The 18,873-nt window shown below is 40.0% G+C and carries 25 protein-coding genes; 17 read left to right on the top strand and 8 right to left on the bottom strand.

Annotated elements, in window-relative coordinates; all coding sequences use genetic code 11:
* Positions 1–94 precede the first annotated feature (94 nt).
* Positions 95–733: a peroxiredoxin gene (locus HWQ58_RS08365; RefSeq protein WP_292860289.1), complete on the top strand. Its 639-nt coding sequence runs from the start codon at positions 95–97 to the stop codon at positions 731–733.
* A gap of 114 nt (positions 734–847) precedes the next feature.
* Entirely contained in the window at positions 848–1,432 is a 585-nt protein-coding gene (locus HWQ58_RS08360) for a Uma2 family endonuclease (RefSeq protein ID WP_292860287.1), read from the top strand.
* Positions 1,433–1,439: 7 nt separating this feature from the next.
* On the opposite strand, the gene rppB is transcribed toward HWQ58_RS08360, so the two are convergent.
* Positions 1,440–2,831, bottom strand: coding sequence for a two-component system sensor histidine kinase RppB (gene rppB, locus HWQ58_RS08355; RefSeq protein WP_292860284.1), 1,392 nt, complete (start codon positions 2,829–2,831; stop codon positions 1,440–1,442).
* Between the two features lie 503 nt (positions 2,832–3,334).
* Between rppB and HWQ58_RS08350 the strand changes: the two genes are divergently transcribed.
* The 4 genes from HWQ58_RS08350 to HWQ58_RS08335 all read left to right on the top strand — a co-directional run bounded on the left by HWQ58_RS08350 (position 3,335) and on the right by HWQ58_RS08335 (position 5,074).
* On the top strand, positions 3,335–3,499 hold the full coding sequence (locus tag HWQ58_RS08350) for a hypothetical protein (RefSeq protein ID WP_292860282.1): 165 nt from the start codon (positions 3,335–3,337) through the stop codon (positions 3,497–3,499).
* A gap of 58 nt (positions 3,500–3,557) precedes the next feature.
* Positions 3,558–3,866, top strand: a complete 309-nt coding sequence (locus HWQ58_RS08345) for a helix-turn-helix transcriptional regulator (protein ID WP_292860279.1) — start codon at positions 3,558–3,560, stop codon at positions 3,864–3,866.
* Entirely contained in the window at positions 3,853–4,761 is a 909-nt protein-coding gene (locus HWQ58_RS08340) for a reverse transcriptase family protein (protein WP_292860276.1), read from the top strand. Before HWQ58_RS08345 ends, HWQ58_RS08340 begins: the two co-directional genes overlap by 14 nt.
* 79 nt (positions 4,762–4,840) lie before the next feature.
* Entirely contained in the window at positions 4,841–5,074 is a 234-nt protein-coding gene (locus tag HWQ58_RS08335) for a hypothetical protein (protein ID WP_292860274.1), read from the top strand.
* A 68-nt stretch (positions 5,075–5,142) separates the two neighbouring features.
* Here HWQ58_RS08335 and rppA read toward each other — a convergent pair whose 3' ends face one another.
* Together rppA and HWQ58_RS08325 are read right to left on the bottom strand one after the other, a co-directional pair.
* Positions 5,143–5,853 carry a two-component system response regulator RppA gene (gene rppA, locus HWQ58_RS08330; RefSeq protein ID WP_292860272.1) on the bottom strand — a complete coding sequence of 237 codons (711 nt, stop codon included), beginning with the start codon at positions 5,851–5,853 and terminating at the stop codon, positions 5,143–5,145.
* Between the two features lie 300 nt (positions 5,854–6,153).
* The gene (locus tag HWQ58_RS08325) at positions 6,154–6,852 is read right to left on the bottom strand and encodes a DUF305 domain-containing protein (RefSeq protein ID WP_292860270.1); all 699 of its coding nucleotides are present in this window, start codon (positions 6,850–6,852) and stop codon (positions 6,154–6,156) included.
* A gap of 193 nt (positions 6,853–7,045) precedes the next feature.
* Between HWQ58_RS08325 and HWQ58_RS08320 the strand changes: the two genes are divergently transcribed.
* A complete protein-coding gene (locus tag HWQ58_RS08320) occupies positions 7,046–7,183 on the top strand; it encodes a hypothetical protein (protein WP_292860267.1) in 138 nt (45 codons plus the stop codon).
* 154 nt (positions 7,184–7,337) lie between these two features.
* Positions 7,338–8,195: a sulfurtransferase gene (locus HWQ58_RS08315; RefSeq protein ID WP_292860264.1), complete on the top strand. Its 858-nt coding sequence runs from the start codon at positions 7,338–7,340 to the stop codon at positions 8,193–8,195.
* Between the two features lie 41 nt (positions 8,196–8,236).
* Here HWQ58_RS08315 and HWQ58_RS08310 read toward each other — a convergent pair whose 3' ends face one another.
* Positions 8,237–8,428, bottom strand: coding sequence for a hypothetical protein (locus HWQ58_RS08310; RefSeq protein ID WP_292860261.1), 192 nt, complete (start codon positions 8,426–8,428; stop codon positions 8,237–8,239).
* Between the two features lie 30 nt (positions 8,429–8,458).
* Between HWQ58_RS08310 and HWQ58_RS08305 the strand changes: the two genes are divergently transcribed.
* A complete protein-coding gene (locus tag HWQ58_RS08305; RefSeq protein WP_292860258.1) occupies positions 8,459–8,599 on the top strand; it encodes a hypothetical protein in 141 nt (46 codons plus the stop codon).
* Between the two features lie 65 nt (positions 8,600–8,664).
* Here the strand turns inward: HWQ58_RS08305 and raiA are convergent, their stop codons facing one another.
* Positions 8,665–9,312 (bottom strand): ribosome-associated translation inhibitor RaiA, encoded by a 648-nt coding sequence (gene raiA / locus HWQ58_RS08300; protein WP_292860256.1) that lies wholly within the window; start codon positions 9,310–9,312, stop codon positions 8,665–8,667.
* A 619-nt stretch (positions 9,313–9,931) separates the two neighbouring features.
* Here raiA and lipB point away from each other — a divergent pair.
* Positions 9,932–10,624, top strand: a complete 693-nt coding sequence (lipB, locus tag HWQ58_RS08295; RefSeq protein ID WP_292860254.1) for a lipoyl(octanoyl) transferase LipB — start codon at positions 9,932–9,934, stop codon at positions 10,622–10,624.
* Between the two features lie 265 nt (positions 10,625–10,889).
* Positions 10,890–11,090, top strand: a complete 201-nt coding sequence (locus tag HWQ58_RS08290; protein ID WP_292860251.1) for a hypothetical protein — start codon at positions 10,890–10,892, stop codon at positions 11,088–11,090.
* Between the two features lie 108 nt (positions 11,091–11,198).
* Here the strand turns inward: HWQ58_RS08290 and HWQ58_RS08285 are convergent, their stop codons facing one another.
* A complete protein-coding gene (locus HWQ58_RS08285) occupies positions 11,199–11,969 on the bottom strand; it encodes an amino acid ABC transporter ATP-binding protein (RefSeq protein ID WP_292860248.1) in 771 nt (256 codons plus the stop codon).
* 76 nt (positions 11,970–12,045) lie between these two features.
* Here HWQ58_RS08285 and HWQ58_RS08280 point away from each other — a divergent pair, with 76 nt between their 5' ends.
* The 6 genes from HWQ58_RS08280 to HWQ58_RS08255 all read left to right on the top strand — a co-directional run bounded on the left by HWQ58_RS08280 (position 12,046) and on the right by HWQ58_RS08255 (position 16,467).
* Complete coding sequence (locus HWQ58_RS08280; RefSeq protein WP_292860246.1) at positions 12,046–13,566, top strand: ABC transporter permease subunit; 1,521 nt, start codon at positions 12,046–12,048, stop codon at positions 13,564–13,566.
* 398 nt (positions 13,567–13,964) lie between these two features.
* On the top strand, positions 13,965–14,231 hold the full coding sequence (locus tag HWQ58_RS08275) for an AbrB/MazE/SpoVT family DNA-binding domain-containing protein (protein WP_292860244.1): 267 nt from the start codon (positions 13,965–13,967) through the stop codon (positions 14,229–14,231).
* Positions 14,228–14,653, top strand: a complete 426-nt coding sequence (locus HWQ58_RS08270) for a putative toxin-antitoxin system toxin component, PIN family (protein WP_292860242.1) — start codon at positions 14,228–14,230, stop codon at positions 14,651–14,653. Before HWQ58_RS08275 ends, HWQ58_RS08270 begins: the two co-directional genes overlap by 4 nt.
* Positions 14,654–14,877: 224 nt before the next feature.
* Positions 14,878–15,513 (top strand): restriction endonuclease subunit R, encoded by a 636-nt coding sequence (locus HWQ58_RS08265; RefSeq protein WP_292860240.1) that lies wholly within the window; start codon positions 14,878–14,880, stop codon positions 15,511–15,513.
* A gap of 69 nt (positions 15,514–15,582) precedes the next feature.
* Positions 15,583–16,206, top strand: coding sequence for a Uma2 family endonuclease (locus HWQ58_RS08260; RefSeq protein ID WP_292860237.1), 624 nt, complete (start codon positions 15,583–15,585; stop codon positions 16,204–16,206).
* 96 nt (positions 16,207–16,302) lie between these two features.
* Positions 16,303–16,467, top strand: a complete 165-nt coding sequence (locus HWQ58_RS08255) for a hypothetical protein (protein WP_292860234.1) — start codon at positions 16,303–16,305, stop codon at positions 16,465–16,467.
* A gap of 67 nt (positions 16,468–16,534) precedes the next feature.
* On the opposite strand, the gene HWQ58_RS08250 is transcribed toward HWQ58_RS08255, so the two are convergent.
* Together HWQ58_RS08250 and HWQ58_RS08245 are read right to left on the bottom strand one after the other, a co-directional pair.
* Entirely contained in the window at positions 16,535–17,749 is a 1,215-nt protein-coding gene (locus HWQ58_RS08250) for a GUN4 domain-containing protein (protein ID WP_292860232.1), read from the bottom strand.
* Between the two features lie 79 nt (positions 17,750–17,828).
* Positions 17,829–18,872 (bottom strand): glycerate kinase, encoded by a 1,044-nt coding sequence (locus tag HWQ58_RS08245; RefSeq protein ID WP_292860230.1) that lies wholly within the window; start codon positions 18,870–18,872, stop codon positions 17,829–17,831.
* Position 18,873 lies beyond the last annotated feature (1 nt).

Below are 18,873 nucleotides of genomic sequence, written 5' to 3'. Positions count from 1 at the left end.
TTTCAAACCGCTAAAGTCCGATTGGGAAATAGGGGTTTTATGTCATGATGGCATACTAGAATATATATGCTTTTCTAACTACAGGGAATCTCTCATGGCTCTCCGTCTAGGTGATACAGTACCCAACTTTACGCAAGCCTCAACACACGGCGACATCGATTTTTACCAATGGGCAGGTGACAGCTGGGTTGTGCTGTTCTCTCACCCTGCTGATTTTACACCTGTTTGTACAACAGAACTCGGCACAGTTGCCAAGCTAAAACCAGAATTTGACAAGCGCAATGTCAAAGCGATCGCACTCAGCGTTGATGACGTAGAATCCCATAAAGGCTGGGTGGGAGACATTGAAGAAACTCAAAGTACCACCCTTAACTACCCAATTTTGGCGGATGCAGATCGCAAGGTTGCTGATCTGTACGACATGATCCACCCTAATGCTAATGCGGCTGTGACAGTGCGATCGGTCTTCGTGATTGACCCCAATAAGAAACTCCGTCTCTCTTTTACCTATCCTCCCAGCACGGGACGCAACTTTGATGAACTTTTGCGGGTAATTGATTCTCTGCAATTGACTGATAACTACAGCGTGGCGACACCAGCTGACTGGAAAGATGGAGAGGATGTTGTAATTGTCCCCTCACTGAAAGATCCAGAAGTACTAAAACAGAAATTCCCCAAAGGTTACGAGGAAGTTAAACCCTATCTGCGGCTAACTCCTCAGCCTAACAAGTAAATCTGAAAATGATTTCTGATGAAAAGCAAAGACGCAAAGATATAACTTTGCGTCTTTGTTTTTTGCGTGAGAATATAGTTAGTGGGCTAGGCATCATACCTGGAGGAAATCCCGATGTTTTCATCTCCTTTGGTTTTGCAAATTCCGTCATCAATGCAAATGACAGACGAACAATTTTTTGAATTCTGTCAGGTGAATCGTGATTTACGCATTGAGCGAAATAAATTTGGAGAATTGCTAATTATGCCTCCTACTGATTCAGAGACAGGAAACCGAGCAGGTAATATCTCAGGACAGTTATGGGTATGGTCGGAACAAGATGGTACAGGTATAACTTTTAGCTCTAGTACCGGATTTAAGTTATCAACAGGTGCAGAACGCTCTCCAGATGCTTCCTGGATTAAACTAGAACGGTGGAATACTCTATCTCCAGAACAACAGCGAAAGTTTGCTCCCATTTGTCCAGATTTTTTAGTCGAACTCAAATCTCCTAGCGACAACCTCCAAACTTTGAAGGAAAAAATGGAGGAATATATGAATGAGCCAGGAATACAGTTAGGCTGGTTGATTGACCGTAAGCAGCGTCAAGTTTATATTTATCGTCCTGGATTTTCAGAGGAATGTTTGGATAATCTTGCTAATGTAAGTGGCGAATTGGTATTGCCTGGGTTTATTTTGAATATGAGTAAAGTTTGGTAAGAAAATTTTATTTAAATTTAGGCTGGCGACGATACAGCAATTTAAATTGGTAAATTGGCGTGACATCAAAGGGTAATTGAATGGTAAAAGTGCTACCTTTGCCTAATTGACTCTGCACATTGAAACTACCTTGGTGTGACTGAATAATTGCCTGAGCGATCGCTAATCCTAATCCAGAACCACCACTCTTACGAGAGCGATCGCTATTCACCCGATAAAAGCGATCAAAAATCCGAGTTAGTTCCTGGTGGGAAATGCCAATACCTGTATCTTGAACCTGAATCACAGCATAATCTTCATCGCGATCTAAGACAACAGTCACCTTTCCGAATTGTGGCGTGTATTGAATTGCATTGATAAGTAAATTAGAAACCAGACGATAAAGCTGGTCAGAATCACCTACGATATTTAGAGGTTGCTCGACTCGGATTACAGATGTTAGTGTCACTTTAGCAGAAAAGGCGATCGCTGCAAATTCCTCTATTAAGTCACTGACGATATCATTTAAGCAACAGAGTTCATGTCGTAATGGGATATGTTGCCGATCTAGGCGAGCTAATAGGAGCAAATCAACAACTAAAGTAGTGAGTCGCTGATTCTGACGCTGTATAGTTTGTAGAATGTCCCGTGCTTCGATTTCATCTAGTTTCGGCATCAACAAGGCTGATTCCACCGTTGCTTGTGTTGCAGCTAAAGGGGTTCGTAATTCATGTGCGACATCTGCTGTAAATTGTTGGATTTGTCTATAAGATTGATAGATAGGTTGCATCGCTAATCCTGCTAACCACCAACTAGCAACACTAACTACAGCCATCGTTGTAGGCAATCCCACTGCTAAAATTAATTTCACAGCATGCAGATAACTATTGAAATCTTCCAGACTTCGCCCCACTTGGATGTATCCCCAATCACGATTGTCTTGAGTGTGCAGTACAAAGGAAATTTGGTGGTATGGCTTGCCTTTGCTGTCTTTGAGAGTTTGCCAAAGTTCCTTGTTAAAGACTAAAGAAAGTCCCTCTGGATGAGAACCTGCGATCGCAATCAAGCGTCCTGAATTATCAAAAAAACGTACATAGTAGTAGCCTTGATGGATGGCGCTGAGAGTATGTTTTTTAGAACTTGACTGCTGTTGAATACATCTTTCCCCAAGTACACAAATATTTGGTAAAAGCTGCTGGACAACTAGTTCAATGTGTCCGGGTTGCTTTAGTCTCAGTTCGATACTATCGTGTATAGTTCCGGCGACAGATTCCAGTTCTCGATCTAATGTTACCCAATGAGCATGGGATACGGCTTTGTATACGCCGAATCCACACAGGCTTAAAATTACAGTCATAACGAGTGCATACCACAGAGCCAAACGTACCCGCGTTAGGTTAAAGAGTTTATTTTGATTCATAACAAAACATCATTGGCAGCCGCTTGAATCTGTACAAGAAAACGTTTAGGTAGGATTATCCTGTCAGTATCCTACTGCGATCGCCTAGCACATAATAATTCTTCAAATTTAGTTCGCTAATAGCGAACTAAATTCTAATAGATGTGCTACACTGTGTTCAGTCAGGTTAAAGGAGACAGTTGCCACTTACTGGATCATTCTGTGATCCGAGGGAGATGCTTTATGATCTTCTACCGTGTTTCCTGGGAAAAAACAGTGAAAATACCTTAGAAAACATACGAGAACACGAGTAATTGTAAGTATCTATGTGAGTCTGTCTACATTATGTGACAACTAAAGAATTACCACTGCTATAACCCAGGACACAAGCGCAGTCTAAGCAATTTAGCTGTGGCAAGTATAGGGGAGGATTAAAACTGCCGTTCTCCGGGTTTGTTTGTGGCAACACTTATTCACGTCACTGTGAGTAAGTGCAAACACCCTATTATAAGGAGATGTCTCCGATGGAGAATCCAGAATCTGACAAACGGCAGAAGCAGTCTAAAAAGCGTAAATATCAGCAGTGCCTGAAATGGCTCCGCAAACCTCAAACGCTCCGTCTGCTATTTCAACTCGGTCTAGTCATCTACAAGTTATTGAAATGGCTGATTGAGCTTTTGCAGAACTAGACTGCTAAATCTTCTATAGAACCCTTCTTAAAAAACCTCTAACCAAGGGAGGTTAGACATGCTAAGTGAAGCTCTAAGATTGATAAGAGTATTCTATGACCTAACACAGAAAGAGCTTGCAGAGAAACTAGGCATATCCAAGTCATATCTCTCGGAAATTGAGTCAGGTAAAAAGACTCCAACACTTGATTTGCTGAACCGATACTCAGAGTTTTTTGATATACCAGCATCCTCAATCATGTTTTTTTCAGAAAGCTTAAACAAGGATATAAAAACAGAGAAGTTAAGGATATTTGTATCCTCTAAGATTCTTGCCATCCTTAACTTCATTGCTGAAAGGTCTGGTCATTCTTATGCGGAAGAGTAAATATGCAAGATACGAATTAGACCAGTCGCCTTTTTACTGTTTGAAATCTAAGGCAAAACTTGCAAAGCTCTTGCGTGTTAGTCAAATTAAGCTTAAACTGCTGACTAACACAGAGCATTTGTATGTAGAGTCAGACATATTCGATCCAGAGAGAGGAAAAAGCCGTCGTTTTGAAAAGCCAAGACAAGACCTTAAATGTGTCCAAACACGGATTGAAGAGCTTCTAAAGCGAATTAAGGTTCCAAACTACATACATGCTCCTGCAAAAGGGCGTTCCTACATCAGTAATGCTAAAGCTCATGTCAATTCCACAGAAGTAAGGAGCCTTGACATTGAAAAATACTTTCCTTCTACACCAGCCAGGCGTATTGATTGGTTCTTCCGTAAACAGATGAAATGCTCTTCAGATGTCGCTAACATCTTAGCCAAGCTATCAACTTTCAAAGATCATCTGCCAACTGGAAGCCCATCGAGTCCTATACTTTCCTACTTTGCACATATAGATATGTGGAAAGCAATCAACGAAATTGTTGATTTGGCAAATTGCACTTTGACTGTTTATATAGATGATGTCACAATCTCAGGCGATCGTGTTCCAGGTGAGTTGATTTGGCAAGTCAAAAAGCAGTTTAATCGTTACGGATTACGTAGTAACAAGAAAAAGGAAAAGCATTATATTGGCAAAAAATCATACGAAGTTACTGGAATTATTGCTACAAAGGAAGGTGAGTTAAAAATTCCTAACCGACAGCATTTAAAGATGTATCGATGTCGTAAGTTGCTTAAATTAGGTATTAGATATGAAAAAGGGAAAGATATGTTGAAAAGATTAAGAGGTTTAAAAGCACAAATGCAACAAATCAGAAAAGTAAACAACAGTAGCATAGAAACATGATTAAATATTTTTAATCAGAAGGAAATTGTTGCCATAAGCCACACTATTTAACTATTCACAAGCAGCGAGGTTAAAAATATTGACTAGTGTTGAAGGAACATATCGTAATGCTCGAGTGGAACTCACTGAACAACCCATTGATATAGATGAAGGAACGCGAGTAATTGTGATTTTTATGAGGTCGAATGAGATTGACCTAGCTTCTCAGGGAGTTAATAAAGCGCAGGCTGAGATTTTGCGATCGCATCTAGCAACCTTTGTAGATGATTGGGAGAGCCAGGAAATGAGTATTTATGACAACTATGTACCATAACAAAGATATTGCAGTAGGCTGAATGCTCCTAATAACAAACAAGCTATACTTTTCTCTTGAGCCATAGATTAAAAACGGGGACTTTCATTGGTGAGATTGAGACGATATCCCACACTATGCATAGTTTCAATGGGGTTCTTGCAGCCACTATTAGCTAATCTGCGGCGCAGCAAACGTATTTGAGCCGCCACCACATTACTAACTGGTTCTGCACTCAGCTCCCAAAGCTGATTACGAATCTGTTCAGTTGTGACAATTTGGTGAGGGTGCTTCATAAAATACTCTAGTAGCTGGAATTCTTTATTAGTTAAAGGAATTACCTGTTTATCCCCTTGATGGTTCTGACTGACAACCATACTGTTACCGTAATCGAGAGTTAGGTTGCCAACAGTTAACTCCTTGGATTGAAATTGGGGCGATCGCCTCTGCAAAGCACGCAACCGTGCCAACAATTCCGCCATACCAAAGGGCTTCACTAGATAATCATCAGCACCTGCATCTAATCCAGCAACTTTATCTTCCATCCTATCTTTAGCTGTCAACATCAAAACAGGCAGAGGATTACGCCGTGTTCGTAGGCGACTACACAGTTCTAATCCAGACAATCCTGGCAACATCCAATCAATAATAGCTAGGGTGTACTGCGTCCACTGGTTTTCTAGATAATCCCATGCCTCATTACCATCTAAAACCCAGTCAACTACATACTTTTCCAGATTCAAGGTACGCTTAATTGCTGAACCCAAATCTGGCTCATCTTCGACTAGCAGGATTCTCATATAATTTATCCGCCAACAATTAAGGTGATTTCTCAAAATAATTTTACCGATTAAGAGGGCGAACAGCCGTTCTCCCTAACGCTGGAATTGTGTTGCATGGTAATTTTTATTCTGGAAATCACCTAATTTGTATTAGAACTTACGCAAAATATTTCTCAAACCTCATTTCCACCGAAGTTCAGATCGGCGGAAGCCGCCGCTCCGACTTCTCTCCGTGTCGCGCCAGTTGCTACAAGTCGGGGAACCCGCCCAACACACTGTCTTCTCTGTTACTTGCCAAACCATATTACGAATTACAAATTATTTGTTGTACCAAGTTTTTCGCCACTGTTGCATTTCTTTTATTTCTATCTCTTGGGCTTTAACAATTTCTTGGGCTAATTTCTTGATTTCAGGGCGCTTAGACTTACTTAAGGCATCTTGCCCCATTGTTACAGCCCCTTCATGGTGAGGAATCATCGCATTGATAAAGCGTAAATCAAATTCAGTATCGGCTGCACCTAAGTCTTGACTCATCATCATAGTTTGCATTTGGTCAGACGACATTTCCATCGTATGACCCATTTGGCTGTTGTAAGCCATTGGTTTATCTCCCGCCTTAGCATACCAAGCTTGTCGCCACTGCTTCATCTGAGTGATTTCTTGGTTTTGCGATTTGATAATATTGTCTGCTAGTTTTTTGATTTCAGGACGTTTTGATTTCACCTGCGCTTCTTTAGCCATTTCCACAGCCCCTTGATGGTGCGGTATCATCGCGTCGATAAATCGTAAATCAAAATTAGCATCGGCTGGGCCTAAATCCATTCCCATGCTGTGATTCATCATGCCACCACCATGATTCATCATCTGCTTGTCATTTGCATTGGTGGTAGTTGCCTCTGGCGCTTGGCTTTGGTTCTGGGAAGCAGTATTGGTACAACCTGTAATTAACCCACCGCCTGAAGCGATCGCAGTAAAAGTTAACGCCAAAAAGCCATTCCTTAAAAATAGCAGTTGCATAAATCTTACCTAACAGTTTTCTAATTCTAACGATCTAATAATCTAATGAAATTAAGATGAAATTTGAAGCTCCCTAACAACTTTTACGAAGTAGGGGATCTTGTTTCTCATTTCTATGTTGTCAGCAATACTTACATTGGTATCACCTACCAACACAATACCCAAGGATTCACGGCAGTGATCGTAGCAATTCATGCAGAACTTCCAGGATGAGATTTGCACAGCCTTATCACCCGATCGTTGTTCAACTCATGCGGTAGGACAAATGCCTTTGCATATTCAATTAGTTGAGGGAGATGAGAGTGTTGTTAATGAACTTTGGCGAGAGTAATTTATTTAAAATTATGAATTTTCACTTAAAAATAACACAGCCAGAAAAGTTATCTCATAACATTTAACATTCATTTTTCTGTAATTTGCATTCCAAAACGCGAATATACCAAAGGTGATAATGCCTAATAGTACAATAACAGAAGCATGAAAGCGTGAATAAAAAACTCCTCATTTCTCCTCAAGAAGTCACGTTACTGTTAGCAGAAAACTCATCAAAAACTGTCATTATCGATACGCGAAGTCAAGAAGATTATGCTATTTCTCATATTTCTGAATCCATAAACATTAGAGATTTTTTCACCTATCTTTTAGAGAATTCCTCCCCAGCAGGATTAAAGGAATTGCAAGAGTATTTTGCAGAAATAATGAGCAGGGTAGGAATATCTGGTGTAGAACAATTAATTGTTTATGAAGATACTTTAAATAAAGGTTACGGTCAATCTTGTCGAGCAGCTTTTTTACTGAAATATTTGGGTTGCACTCAGGTATCTATTTTGCACGGAGGATATAGAGCATGGCTCAAGGCGGGATTACCTACTACCGATAAAGTACCGCAGCGTGAAAGCAGCATATTTAGATTGCATCCCAACGCTGATATGATGGTGACTACCACCGAGATGTTGCAAGCAATTGACAATCCAACAATTATTAAATTAGATGTGCGCGATCGCAACGAATGGCTTGGGTTGAGTTCTTCTCCTTACCATCCTGATTTTTGTCCTCGCAAAGGTAGAATCCCTAATGCAGTATGGTTAGAATGGCATCATCTAATGAATTCTGAATCGGAAATTTCCACATTCCGATCGCCAGATGAAATCCGAGAAATTTGTAAATCAGTAGGTATTACTTTTGAGTCCATTGTGTATATTTATTGCTTTAAGGGTTCAAGAGCTGCGAATACATTAATAGCCCTTGAAGAGGCGGGAATTTCTGCTAGAAATTATTTTGGCTCTTGGAATGAATGGTCTCGTGATTTTGCACTACCAATTGATAGCACACTCATGCAATGAGCGTATAAAGCAATACGCTTGGGTTAAGAAGAATAGTAGATTCAAACATCAACATTTATCTGTTCTATCTGTCTAGCAGCTTTATCCCAAAGCTTTGCTGAAGTCTCATCTTGCCAATGAGTTCTTAGATTTTCCGCTTTTTTGTGACATATTCGCTCTAACATTTCTAATATTGCGGATAATGTCAATTGATTAATTAATGATTCTAAAATTTCCATATATTCTTTTTGCATGATAGTTACCTCCTTAACGTCATCTGATATATGTGTGCAGACATCACCCAGAAAGTTATGGATGAATTTGCTGTGATGACTGGGCGACAATATCAATTATTTGAATACCACGGCGATCCAGCAGCCAAACTGCAAATTTTCACATTACTCCAACGCTCGCGTATTAGCTAATTTCTGTAGGCAGAGGTGGAGAGGGGAAGACTTACTGCAACTTCTTCCCTGCTCCCCTCATCTCCCTATTTACTCGAATGCGACTTTTCTGGCATGACTATATTAGTGTGGCTTGCCTTGCCATTTTTGCCGTTAGTATGTCCGTTACCATTGCGGGGATGAATAACACCATAACCGCCGTGATTACGTTCATAAATTACATTAATCTCTCCAGTTTCAGAATTGTGGAACATATAAAAGTCGTGTCCCACGAGTTGCAGTTGTTCTAGGGCTTCTGCAACGGTCATCGGCGGCATGGAAAAATATTTGGTGCGGACGACCTCATTGGGCAATTCAGCGGTGCGATCGCCAATTAAATCTGTTACTATCGACTCTGGAATAACTACTTCTGTTGGTTGAGTATGAGTTTTGTGGTCTTGACGCCGTTCTTTATATTTTCGCAATTGACGGGCAATTTTATCTGCAACTAAGTCAATGCTGGCATATAGACTTTCGCTGCTTTCCTCGGCCCGAATAACGCTACCATTAGCATAAATAGTTACTTCAGCCGCTTGTCTTGGATTAATTCGAGGATTCCGGGCGACGCTCAGATGCACATCCACTTCATTGGTAATGCTTTGAAAGTGACTAACTGCTTTTTCAATTTTTTGATGTACATATTCACGAATCGCATCGGTGATTTCAATATTTTTGCCGTGGATGACAAGCTTCATGTAATACTCTCCCGCTGAATATTTTAGATGTGTGAATTTGCTTTGTATGAAAAGAAATTGCGGTAAGGTTTATTACTCCCGCCAAAACAAATTGTGAACTATATTGTATCTACTGCTGTTAAGCTGTCTCTCAGCTTACTGCATCTGAGGAATTGTCAACTATACCCTTAATTTACCTCCTCATCTCTGCGCTGATGTCTAATTGTATATCCAATTAGCACTCAAGAGTTGAGGAAATCTAATTGTAGCTCCTATGACTACCTTTTCCTTTAAAGGAATGCTTACAGAACTGTTGATATTTGCTCCTTCTGTGTTCGATTGGGTTTGCTTGCTGTTGTTCAAGAATACAAGGCTTTGTGGAAGTTTGATTCTGTTTGCAATGCAAACAATAGTATTAAAGTCATCAGCCAGTACATTCGTCCTTATTGTCTTGGCATGATGCTTATTGCAGAGAATTCCTCCTAAAACCTATTGAGGTTAATATTCAAGCTAGCACTTTGTTTTTTCTAATGCATCTTCCCTTGACTTTCCTTTAAAATCCTTTGCAAAGCTTGACAATTGTTGATTTTAATCTTGTAACTTGAAATATATTTAGTTCTTTATACAGTTGAATTTTGGCATGATCCATAGTATCGAACCACACAAAAATATTTGTTTGCTGTATAACCAAGGATTAATGCCTTACTTGGAAGCTCATGGATGGCAGCGATCGCTCCTCACTGAGCGCATCCACGACCCCAGTCTAGATGACGTATTAATTTTGCTAGAACATCCACCTGTCTACACTCTGGGACAAGGAAGCAACTCAGATTTTATCAAATTTGACATTGACAAAGGTCAATACGATGTGCATCGAGTTGAACGAGGCGGTGAAGTTACTTACCATTGTCCCGGTCAACTGGTGGGCTATCCAATTTTAAATCTGCAACGTTATCGTAAAGACCTCCATTGGTACTTACGGCAAATCGAAGAAGTCATAATTCGCGTATTGGCAATTTATGGATTGCAAGGAGAAAGAATTCCGGCTTTTACTGGCGTTTGGTTGCAAGGGCGAAAAGTTGCGGCTATTGGTATTAAAGTCAGCCGTTGGATTACTATGCACGGCTTTGCGTTAAATGTTTGTCCAGACATGACAGGCTTTGAGCGCATTGTACCCTGTGGTATTTCTGATAAACCTGTAGGCAGTTTAGCCGAATGGATTCCAGGTATCACCTGCCAAGAAGTGCGTTTTCACATAGCACAATCTTTTGCGGAAGTCTTTGACGTGGAATTAGTAGAATCTCAGCCTCAAGGATTTTTCCTGTCTGAGTAAATTCAGCTTGTAATATGTAATAAATACTATAGCAGTCCTATTTAAATTGTGAGACACTTATGAGAGTGGTCCATATTTAATAGTATCAAAATAACTATTTAATACCCATTTGAAAAAAGAATGTAATAGATACAAACCTGAAAAGCCAGATTAAATCAGACTTTTTGAATTTTGAATTGGTATAACTGCGGTTGTCAAAGCTAGAATTTGATTATTTTTAAATTTCTATACTAACTTTTTACGGCTGTCAAGCACAACTTTGCGCGTGAATTACTCAAATAATCTCCAGGTATATGCCCCATCGATAACATCTCTCAAAGAACGTGATTGGACAGCTTTGATAGAACTATTTGATAGAGACGACGGTGATGAAATTGAAGCTGATATCAGCGGTAGTTTATTTTGGCTAATACCTGAACCTTGTTGGGAAGACGATCCTTTTGATTTTTTGCGCGAGTACCTTTAAAGAGTGCTGAGTGCTGAGTGATGTTAGTGGTAGCGGGGCGTTTAACCCGTGATGAGTAGTGAGTGGGAAGTTTAAAGGAAGTCTTTAATTACGAATTACGTTAGCGAGTCATCGAGCGTCATTACGAATTATTTGAAGGCGACTTAGGAAAATACGTAGGCGATCGCTTTGGGGATTGGTCAGCACATCATAGGCTGGGCCTTGTTCTGTCACAATACCTTTATCTAAAAATATCACCTGATGGGCTACTTCTTTTGCAAATTGCATTTCATGGGTGACAACTACCATTGTCATCCCTTCTGTGGCTAATTGTTGCATCACTTGCAGAACTTCACCGACGAGTTCGGGATCTAGGGCGCTGGTAGGTTCGTCAAATAGCATGATTTGGGGATTCATACATAAACTACGAGCGATCGCTACTCGTTGCTTTTGTCCGCCAGAAAGTTGTTCGGGATAAGCAGAGGCTTTGTCAGATAAACCAACTTTTTCTAAATATAATCTCGCTAGTTGGGCGCTTTCTTTTGGTGTTTGACCCAAGACTTTACGCGGTGCGAGTGTCATATTTTCTAAGACGCTGAGATGGGGAAACAGGTTGAACTGTTGAAAAACCATGCCTACTTGTGTTCGTAGTTGCCGCAGTTGGCTATAGTTGACAGTGGGTCGGGATAAGTTAATTCCGTTGATGATTAAACGCCCTCTGTCAATGGTTTCTAGGCGGTTGAAGCAGCGTAGTAGGGTACTTTTACCACAGCCCGATGAACCGATAACTGCAACAACTTCTCCCCGATTGATTTCGCCAGTGATTCCTTTGAGAACTTTCAGGGAACCAAAGTTTTTTTCGATACTGTCAAAAATAATCGCGGGGATGGTATTGTTCATTACTTATGTCAAGCTGCTCTAAAGTTGATTGTAATATTTTAAGAAACCGCAAAGGCACAGAAGGAGAGAAAATAATATGGCTAAATTTGGTTTTATGCGTTGGCTGTATTTATGTGTCTTCGTGGGTTTTAGCTGTTTATTACTGATTAGCTGTGCTGTAAACTCTAGCGCGAGGAAAACTTTGCGGGTTGCTACGGAACCGGCGTTTCCACCTTTTGAGTTTCAAGGAAAAGGTGGCGAGTTGCAGGGGTTTTCCATTGATTTGATGAATGCGTTGGCGAAGCCCGCCGCAGGCATCGCTTCTTCTGCTAACTTTAAAGTGAATTTTCAAAGTCTGCCTTTTGATGGCATTATCCCCGCTTTGCAAGCTAAAACGGTAGATGCGGCCATTAGTTCGATTACGATTACTGAGGAGAGGGCAAAAACAATTTCTTTTTCCCGTCCTTATTTTAAGGCTGGGTTAGCGATCGCAATTCGCACAGACAATCAAGAAATTACTGGTTTTGATAGTCTCAAAAATAAAAAAATTGCAGTCCAAATTGGCACAACAGGGGCTGCAAAGGCTAAGAGTATTCCTGGGGTACAAATTCGCAGTTTTGATTCTGCACCCATAGCCCTGCAAGAATTGCTTAACAGTAATGTAGATGCGGTAATTAATGATGCACCTGTGACTTTATATGCAATTAATACAGGCAATCTTCAGGGAATTAAAGTAGTACAGAAATTGCTGACGGAGGAGTTTTATGGAATTGCTACAGCTAAAAACTCGCCGAATTTGACATTGATAAATGATGGCTTGGATAGGGTGCTGAAAAATGGCACTTATACCCAAATTTACCAAAAATGGTTTAAAGTTGAGCCACCATCACTACCAGCTAAGTCACCATTTGAGAATCAAACTAACGCTGGCGCACCTAAAATATTAACTTCAATTAGCGTGGTTTTGCAGGCTTTTCCAAGTCTATTGCAGGGTGCATTGATAACGTTGCAATTGACGATACTTTCTGTAGTATTTGGTTTAATTGGCGGTTCCTTAATTGGTATTGTTCGCCTGTCTCATATTGCACCTGTGCGTTGGTTGGCGAGGGCGTATGTAGATTTTTTTCGGGGAACGCCTTTGTTGGTGCAAATTTTTATGATTTACTTTGGTTTCCCAGCAATTTTACAAGAACTTGGTTTGACATTTTCTTTTGATCGTCTTACTGCTGGGGTAATTGCCTTAAGTTTGAATAGCGCTGCATACATTGCCGAAGTTGTTCGTGCTGGAATTCAATCAATTGAACCAGGACAAGCAGAAGCAGCAAAATCATTAGGTTTGAGTTCTGTGCAAACTATGAGTTATATAATTTTTCCCCAAGCTTTCCGGCGGATGATTCCACCTTTGGGTAATGAGTTTATCAGTTTATTGAAAGATACTAGCTTAGTTTCTGTAATTGGGTTTGAAGAATTAGTACGTAAAGGACAGTTAATTGTTGCTGATAACTATCGCGCCTTTGAGATTTATGCAGGTGTAGCGGTGGTTTATTTATGTTTGACGTTACTTTCTTCACAAGCGTTTAGTCGCTTAGAAGCTTGGATGAATCCCATCAAGCGCTAAGAGACTTTCAAAAATAATTTCTCAAAATCAAGAGAATGATAATCAAATCGCTTCGGGACTTCCGCCATCTCGCGGCATAGTTACAGAAGACGACCTAACCGCCTATACACGGCATTGAAAATTTAATTTCTATTCCCAACACGATTTACAAAGCCTTCTTCCCTATTGATGGTAGCGTTCATCACGTTGCAGCACTCATAGGTGTAATAACTATTATCAGTCTTCTGCTGTGGAAAAAATTTAAACCCAATAGTTTAAAGTTGATACTTGGTGGGCTTGTCGGCGTTGTCATTGCCACCGTCATAGCTACAGTGTATCGATGTAATCAGCTAGGGGTTAAGATAGGTTTTATATAGGGAATTTGGATTGAGTTGCGCCTAAATAAGGAAAATTCCATAATGGAAACAGATACTTTCGTTAAAGTGACAGCAGAAGGTAAATTGGAACTACCAGCAGAAATCCAAGCAAAACTTAGTCCTGGTGATGAATATGTAATATCAATTACGGAAGACGAAATTGTACTGAAAAAAATTCGCAACCCTCTAACTTGGTGTGAATTATCGCAAAGATTAGAGGAATCTGAACCAGATTTACAGCAACCGTCATTGTCAGAAATTAGTAAACTTGTTAAGGAAATGCGCCGGGAAAAACGGTCTAAAGCATGAGGATTGTATTAGATGTCAATGTTTGGATTTCGGGTTTGCTATGGGTAGGAATTCCTGGTCGGATTTTTGATTTAGCAGAAGAACAAAAAATTACTATTTTTGTCTCTGAACCGATACAGGAAGATATACAAGAAATTTTAGGGCGTAAAAAGCTTCAGGCGAAAATAGAGTCTTTAGGTGTAACTATAGAAGATTTGCTAGTTGTAGTAAGACAGTTATCAGAATTATGTCCAACGGTTACAGTAGATTTTCCCCAGCTACGCGATCCAGATGATGCTGTAATTTTGGCAACTGCCTTAGCAGCTAATGCCGAAGTTATTGTTACTGGTGATTTAGATTTACTAGTGTTGATGGAATTTAACGTAATTCCCATTTTGACCCCGCAAGATTTTCTCAATCGGTATTTTCCTGATATGCTCTAATTTAGATACAGTTCAATACCTGTGGTTTCTAATTCTTTTTATTGGCGAAATTATGCTAAGTATTTCTCGAATTGAGATATACCACTCACAATTATTGTAGATAGATTATTCGTATAAAATATCAATGACTATTTCTGGTCTATGAGGAATGTTTATTTACCGAAATATTTATATTATCTGTTAATCTTCACAATTTTCTATAAGCCTTAATCAAGCAAAAATATATGACAATTCTTAACGCTCGTAATTTATCCTTAGAAGAAGTTCAGCGTCTGTTTGGCTTTCAAGAACAGTACAGTGACTCATTTTCTAACTATTTATCTCTCGAACCCCTTGCAGAAGCAGAACAGCAGGAACTTCTGCAAATTAGAAATGACTTTCGACGCTACCTTACAGCTGGTAAAGTTTCTGAGGGTCAGGTAAAGTTTCTTGCAGTTGCGCCTTTATTAAGATTAGCTGGTTTTTATCGCTATCCTATCGAGATTGTTTTGGAGGAAAATATTGCTGATATTGAGGTTGAGGATGAAGATATCAAAATTAAAGGTAGATTTGATATTTTAGCTATTAGCAAAGCTAAACATACAAAGCCTCAAACATATTTTTGGGTATTGTTAATTGAATCTAAAAATAGTCAGATTGATATTTCAACAGGTTTACCTCAGTTACTAACTTATGCTTATAAAAATTTAGATAATCAAAAATCAGTTTGGGGATTAACGACTAATGGTAGAAGTTATCAGTTTGTCTATATCGAACAAGGAAATCCCCCTATTTATTATCTGTTACCAGAATTAAATTTAATGGAAAGAGAGCGTTCAAATCAGTTGCTACAAGTTTTAAAAGCAATTTGTCAGCTTTAAAAGCATTGATACTAGAGTTCGGTAAATTATCCAAGTATTTAGGCAACGTGTAAACCAAGGTAACAATTTATGAGTCAAGCCATACCTAAACTAGTAACATTCGATGAATTTGCTGCGTGGCGACCCGAAAGCGGAAGATACGAATTACACGATGGCGCGATCGCTGAAATGGCACAACCAGTTGGAGACCATGAAGATATTGTGGGTTTTTTGGCACTAGAAATATCGGCTGATATCAAACGTCTAAATTTACCTTATTACATTCCAAAAACTGTATTAGTCAAAGTACTTGAAGGTGAATCAGCTTATTCACCAGATATATTAATAATCAATCGACCAAATTTAGTGAATGAACCTTTGTGGAAAAAAGAATCGACTGTAAGTCAAGCTGCATCAATTCCATTAGTTATTGAGGTTGTTAGTACTGATTGGCGGGATGATTACTACAAAAAATTAGCTGATTATGAAGCTATAGGTATTCCTGAATATTGGATTATAGATTACGCTGCTATAGGTGCTAGAAAGTTTATTGGCAACCCCAAACAGCCTACTATGTCTATTTATCAATTAATCGATGGTGAATACCAAGTTACTCAATTTAGAGGTACGGTTCGCATTGTCTCGCCTACTTTCCCAGAATTGAATTTAACCGCCGAACAGATTTTTCAAGCTGGAGGTTTCCCAAGTAGTTAAGATTACTGAGAGAGCTTTTTACAACTTGTCTAATTAAGAATTACGTTAGCGTAGCGTTAGCGAGTCTTCGAGCGTCATTACGAATTACGAATTAATATGAGACTACCTTGGGATGAATGGGAAGCAAGTAACCAAGAAATAGAAAAAGTAGCGAGCAAATTTATCTTTGCTAATTGCTATGACAGCCAAAAAGCTTGCATTGTACTACAAGCACAACAAGAAGACTTTTTTTATGCACAGTACCAGGTAACGGAAACGTAGAAACTGCAATACTTCGTGCGAAATGACTTGTTTGTGAATTTTCACAATTTCCTGTAAACCTTATATGTTAAAGTTTACAAGTCTCGACGCGAGAAAAGAACATTATCTTTGATCTCACAAACATCCTATGATCGTCCAATAATCGCCTCCATGTGATTTCATCAGATTGGCGAATACCGTCATCGCGTCCTAGCGCAGGCAAATGTCCTTGCGGAGAATTTTTAGTGAAGGTCAGGTCTGAGTAAGATCGCCACGAAAGTCTAAACATTCCTTTTCGCCATCCGACGAGATCGCTAAACTTTTCGTAGTCTTTTCCAACGTTTTCCCAAATCCGCTTTTGCACATTAAACCCAAAGTGCCCATTGCTGTATTTTACCCACAGTTGGTCAATAGTGCGTAAGTCAGTGCAAGGAAAGTTATTAATAGATTCAACATCAAGCCAGCCTTGTTGTTCTTTGCCAGTCGCTTTGAGTATAACAACCAGAGTTTCTCGATCTGCTTCTTCCCAATTCCCTGCTTTAAGTAAATCCCGCAACTGCGTATAGTCTACACCTTTCTCAGAAAGGAGATCGTTACCAGTAGATTGCTGTTGTAATTGCAGCTTATCGGCTTTTTCTTGTTCTCGTTGTCTTTGTAACCTATCTGCCTCTTCTTGTTCTTGGTGTCTTCGTAGTCTTTCTGCTTCCTGTCTTTGTAGCCTATCTGCTTCTTGTTGTTCCTGTAGCCGCAGCCTTTCTTGTTCCTGTTGTAACTTTCTATTTTCCTCTTCTTGTTCCCGTAGTCGCAGCCTTTCTGCTTCCTGTTTTTGCTGTTCCTCTTTTTCCTTCTTTAACTTCTCAGCAGCCGCCCGAATTCCTTTAGCTACATCTGTGAAGGCTTCATCTTGATTGTGCCAATTTCTTGACACTACAGGTTCAGCATTCTTAGGCAAAGCTTGAAGTTTTGCAAATGGTGCGCCACTCCAATCAACGCTTCGCAGAATAACCGGGATAACACAAGCCTCTCCAGCATGGTGACGTTCTATCGCCTTCTTAACTTCGACATCCCAACAATATTTAGAAAAAAGAAAATCTGAACTGATCAGCAACAGAATGATGTCGGCGGTGTTTAGATTATCATTAATTTGGTAATCCCACTCCTCTCCAGGTAGTATCTTGCGATCGTGCCAGCTTGAAATCACGCCCTGCCATTCTAATATGGTCAGGTGTTTAGCTAGTTCATCCCGTAGAGCTTCGTCTTTGTGAGAATAAGAAAAGAAAAGCTGTAACGATACCTCTGGCATTTTTGGTCTAAGGAGTAGGATAAATGACGCTTTGAGCAAATTATAGTGTTTTTAGCTGATTTGCTTGAGAACTAATGCCCTAAGCCCGATCGCAATACACTTGACCAAAACTATGATCGGGATTAATCTCAATCACTAAATCAACCGCTGTCGCATCTCTTACTAACGGCGTGATAAATAATTCCGGGTGAAGCGATCGCCAAAAATAATTGACAAATTGCTCTATCTCTGCATGACTCATTCCCGATTTCCCCGCAGCAATCATCTGCTGTTCCGCTTGTTTACGCCACTCCAAAGAACAGCGGTAATCGATGGGATACAGCACAATTAAACTGTCCAATCGATCCCACAGTGGTAAATAATCGTGGAGGCGAAGATTCATATCACGGGCAAATGCTCTATCCTCATCTGTGAGAATTGGCGGCGGTGCAGTATTAAATACATCTGGATCGATTGGTCGCACACCCACAAACCAACCTTCAAATAGTACAATATCTACATCCGCCACCATTTCGGAAGTAGTGCGATCGCCAGCGCCTTCAAAAGCTGATTTATCAAAGCGGGGAAGCATCACTGGACTTTGCGACTGGCGAATTTGATCTAGTACATTTAAACCTAAGTCTATATCGTGGGTTCCTGGTGGGCCGCGCCAAATTAAGCGGGGATATTGCTGTGTTAAAAGCAAGCGATCGCTGTAAGTTTTATATAAGTCATCCAAAGACAAACTCACAGTCCTGTATCCCAAATGATCGAGAATCAAAATCAGAACCTTTGACATTGTGGTTTTACCAGTACCTTGTCCTCCCAAAATTCCTTGAATCAGAGGATGTCCCAACTGTTGGCGCTGCGATGCTAGTTTGATCCCCAAAGGCAGCCACAAATCCCACAATACCTGTAACATTTCCTGGGGTTGTACTTGGAGAGTAGTTTGACAGAATTCGCTAAAAGCTGGGAAGACAGATTTTAGCAAATGCGATCGCCTTTCGATCATTTCATCAACATTTTCCGGCGCGATCCCAAAAGCCTTTGCCTTTAACCTATCTGCCAGCGCTGCTTCTCTTGCTTCCTGCTTCCAAGTTTCCTCCATCCCATTGGTTGCCAAAACACTCAGCCACAAATTCATA

Source organism: Nostoc sp. LPT, assembly GCF_017115165.1.
Classification (GTDB): Bacteria; Cyanobacteriota; Cyanobacteriia; order Cyanobacteriales; family Nostocaceae; genus Nostoc.
Note: the sequence above shows the minus strand (reverse complement) of the source record. Positions and strands in the feature narration are given on the sequence as shown.

Coding starts and splice junctions, on each gene's coding strand:
- HWQ58_RS08365 (WP_292860289.1), top strand. CDS start 95: ATGGCTCTCCGTCTAGGTGATACAGTACCCAACTTTACGCAAGCCTCA.
- HWQ58_RS08360 (WP_292860287.1), top strand. CDS start 848: ATGTTTTCATCTCCTTTGGTTTTGCAAATTCCGTCATCAATGCAAATG.
- rppB (WP_292860284.1), bottom strand. CDS start 2,831: ATGAATCAAAATAAACTCTTTAACCTAACGCGGGTACGTTTGGCTCTG.
- HWQ58_RS08350 (WP_292860282.1), top strand. CDS start 3,335: ATGGAGAATCCAGAATCTGACAAACGGCAGAAGCAGTCTAAAAAGCGT.
- HWQ58_RS08345 (WP_292860279.1), top strand. CDS start 3,558: ATGCTAAGTGAAGCTCTAAGATTGATAAGAGTATTCTATGACCTAACA.
- HWQ58_RS08340 (WP_292860276.1), top strand. CDS start 3,853: ATGCGGAAGAGTAAATATGCAAGATACGAATTAGACCAGTCGCCTTTT.
- rppA (WP_292860272.1), bottom strand. CDS start 5,853: ATGAGAATCCTGCTAGTCGAAGATGAGCCAGATTTGGGTTCAGCAATT.
- HWQ58_RS08325 (WP_292860270.1), bottom strand. CDS start 6,852: ATGCAACTGCTATTTTTAAGGAATGGCTTTTTGGCGTTAACTTTTACT.
- HWQ58_RS08320 (WP_292860267.1), top strand. CDS start 7,046: ATGCAGAACTTCCAGGATGAGATTTGCACAGCCTTATCACCCGATCGT.
- HWQ58_RS08310 (WP_292860261.1), bottom strand. CDS start 8,428: ATGCAAAAAGAATATATGGAAATTTTAGAATCATTAATTAATCAATTG.
- HWQ58_RS08305 (WP_292860258.1), top strand. CDS start 8,459: ATGTGTGCAGACATCACCCAGAAAGTTATGGATGAATTTGCTGTGATG.
- raiA (WP_292860256.1), bottom strand. CDS start 9,312: ATGAAGCTTGTCATCCACGGCAAAAATATTGAAATCACCGATGCGATT.
- lipB (WP_292860254.1), top strand. CDS start 9,932: ATGATCCATAGTATCGAACCACACAAAAATATTTGTTTGCTGTATAAC.
- HWQ58_RS08285 (WP_292860248.1), bottom strand. CDS start 11,969: ATGAACAATACCATCCCCGCGATTATTTTTGACAGTATCGAAAAAAAC.
- HWQ58_RS08280 (WP_292860246.1), top strand. CDS start 12,046: ATGGCTAAATTTGGTTTTATGCGTTGGCTGTATTTATGTGTCTTCGTG.
- HWQ58_RS08275 (WP_292860244.1), top strand. CDS start 13,965: ATGGAAACAGATACTTTCGTTAAAGTGACAGCAGAAGGTAAATTGGAA.
- HWQ58_RS08270 (WP_292860242.1), top strand. CDS start 14,228: ATGAGGATTGTATTAGATGTCAATGTTTGGATTTCGGGTTTGCTATGG.
- HWQ58_RS08265 (WP_292860240.1), top strand. CDS start 14,878: ATGACAATTCTTAACGCTCGTAATTTATCCTTAGAAGAAGTTCAGCGT.
- HWQ58_RS08260 (WP_292860237.1), top strand. CDS start 15,583: ATGAGTCAAGCCATACCTAAACTAGTAACATTCGATGAATTTGCTGCG.
- HWQ58_RS08255 (WP_292860234.1), top strand. CDS start 16,303: ATGAGACTACCTTGGGATGAATGGGAAGCAAGTAACCAAGAAATAGAA.
- HWQ58_RS08250 (WP_292860232.1), bottom strand. CDS start 17,749: ATGCCAGAGGTATCGTTACAGCTTTTCTTTTCTTATTCTCACAAAGAC.
- HWQ58_RS08245 (WP_292860230.1), bottom strand. CDS start 18,872: ATGAATTTGTGGCTGAGTGTTTTGGCAACCAATGGGATGGAGGAAACT.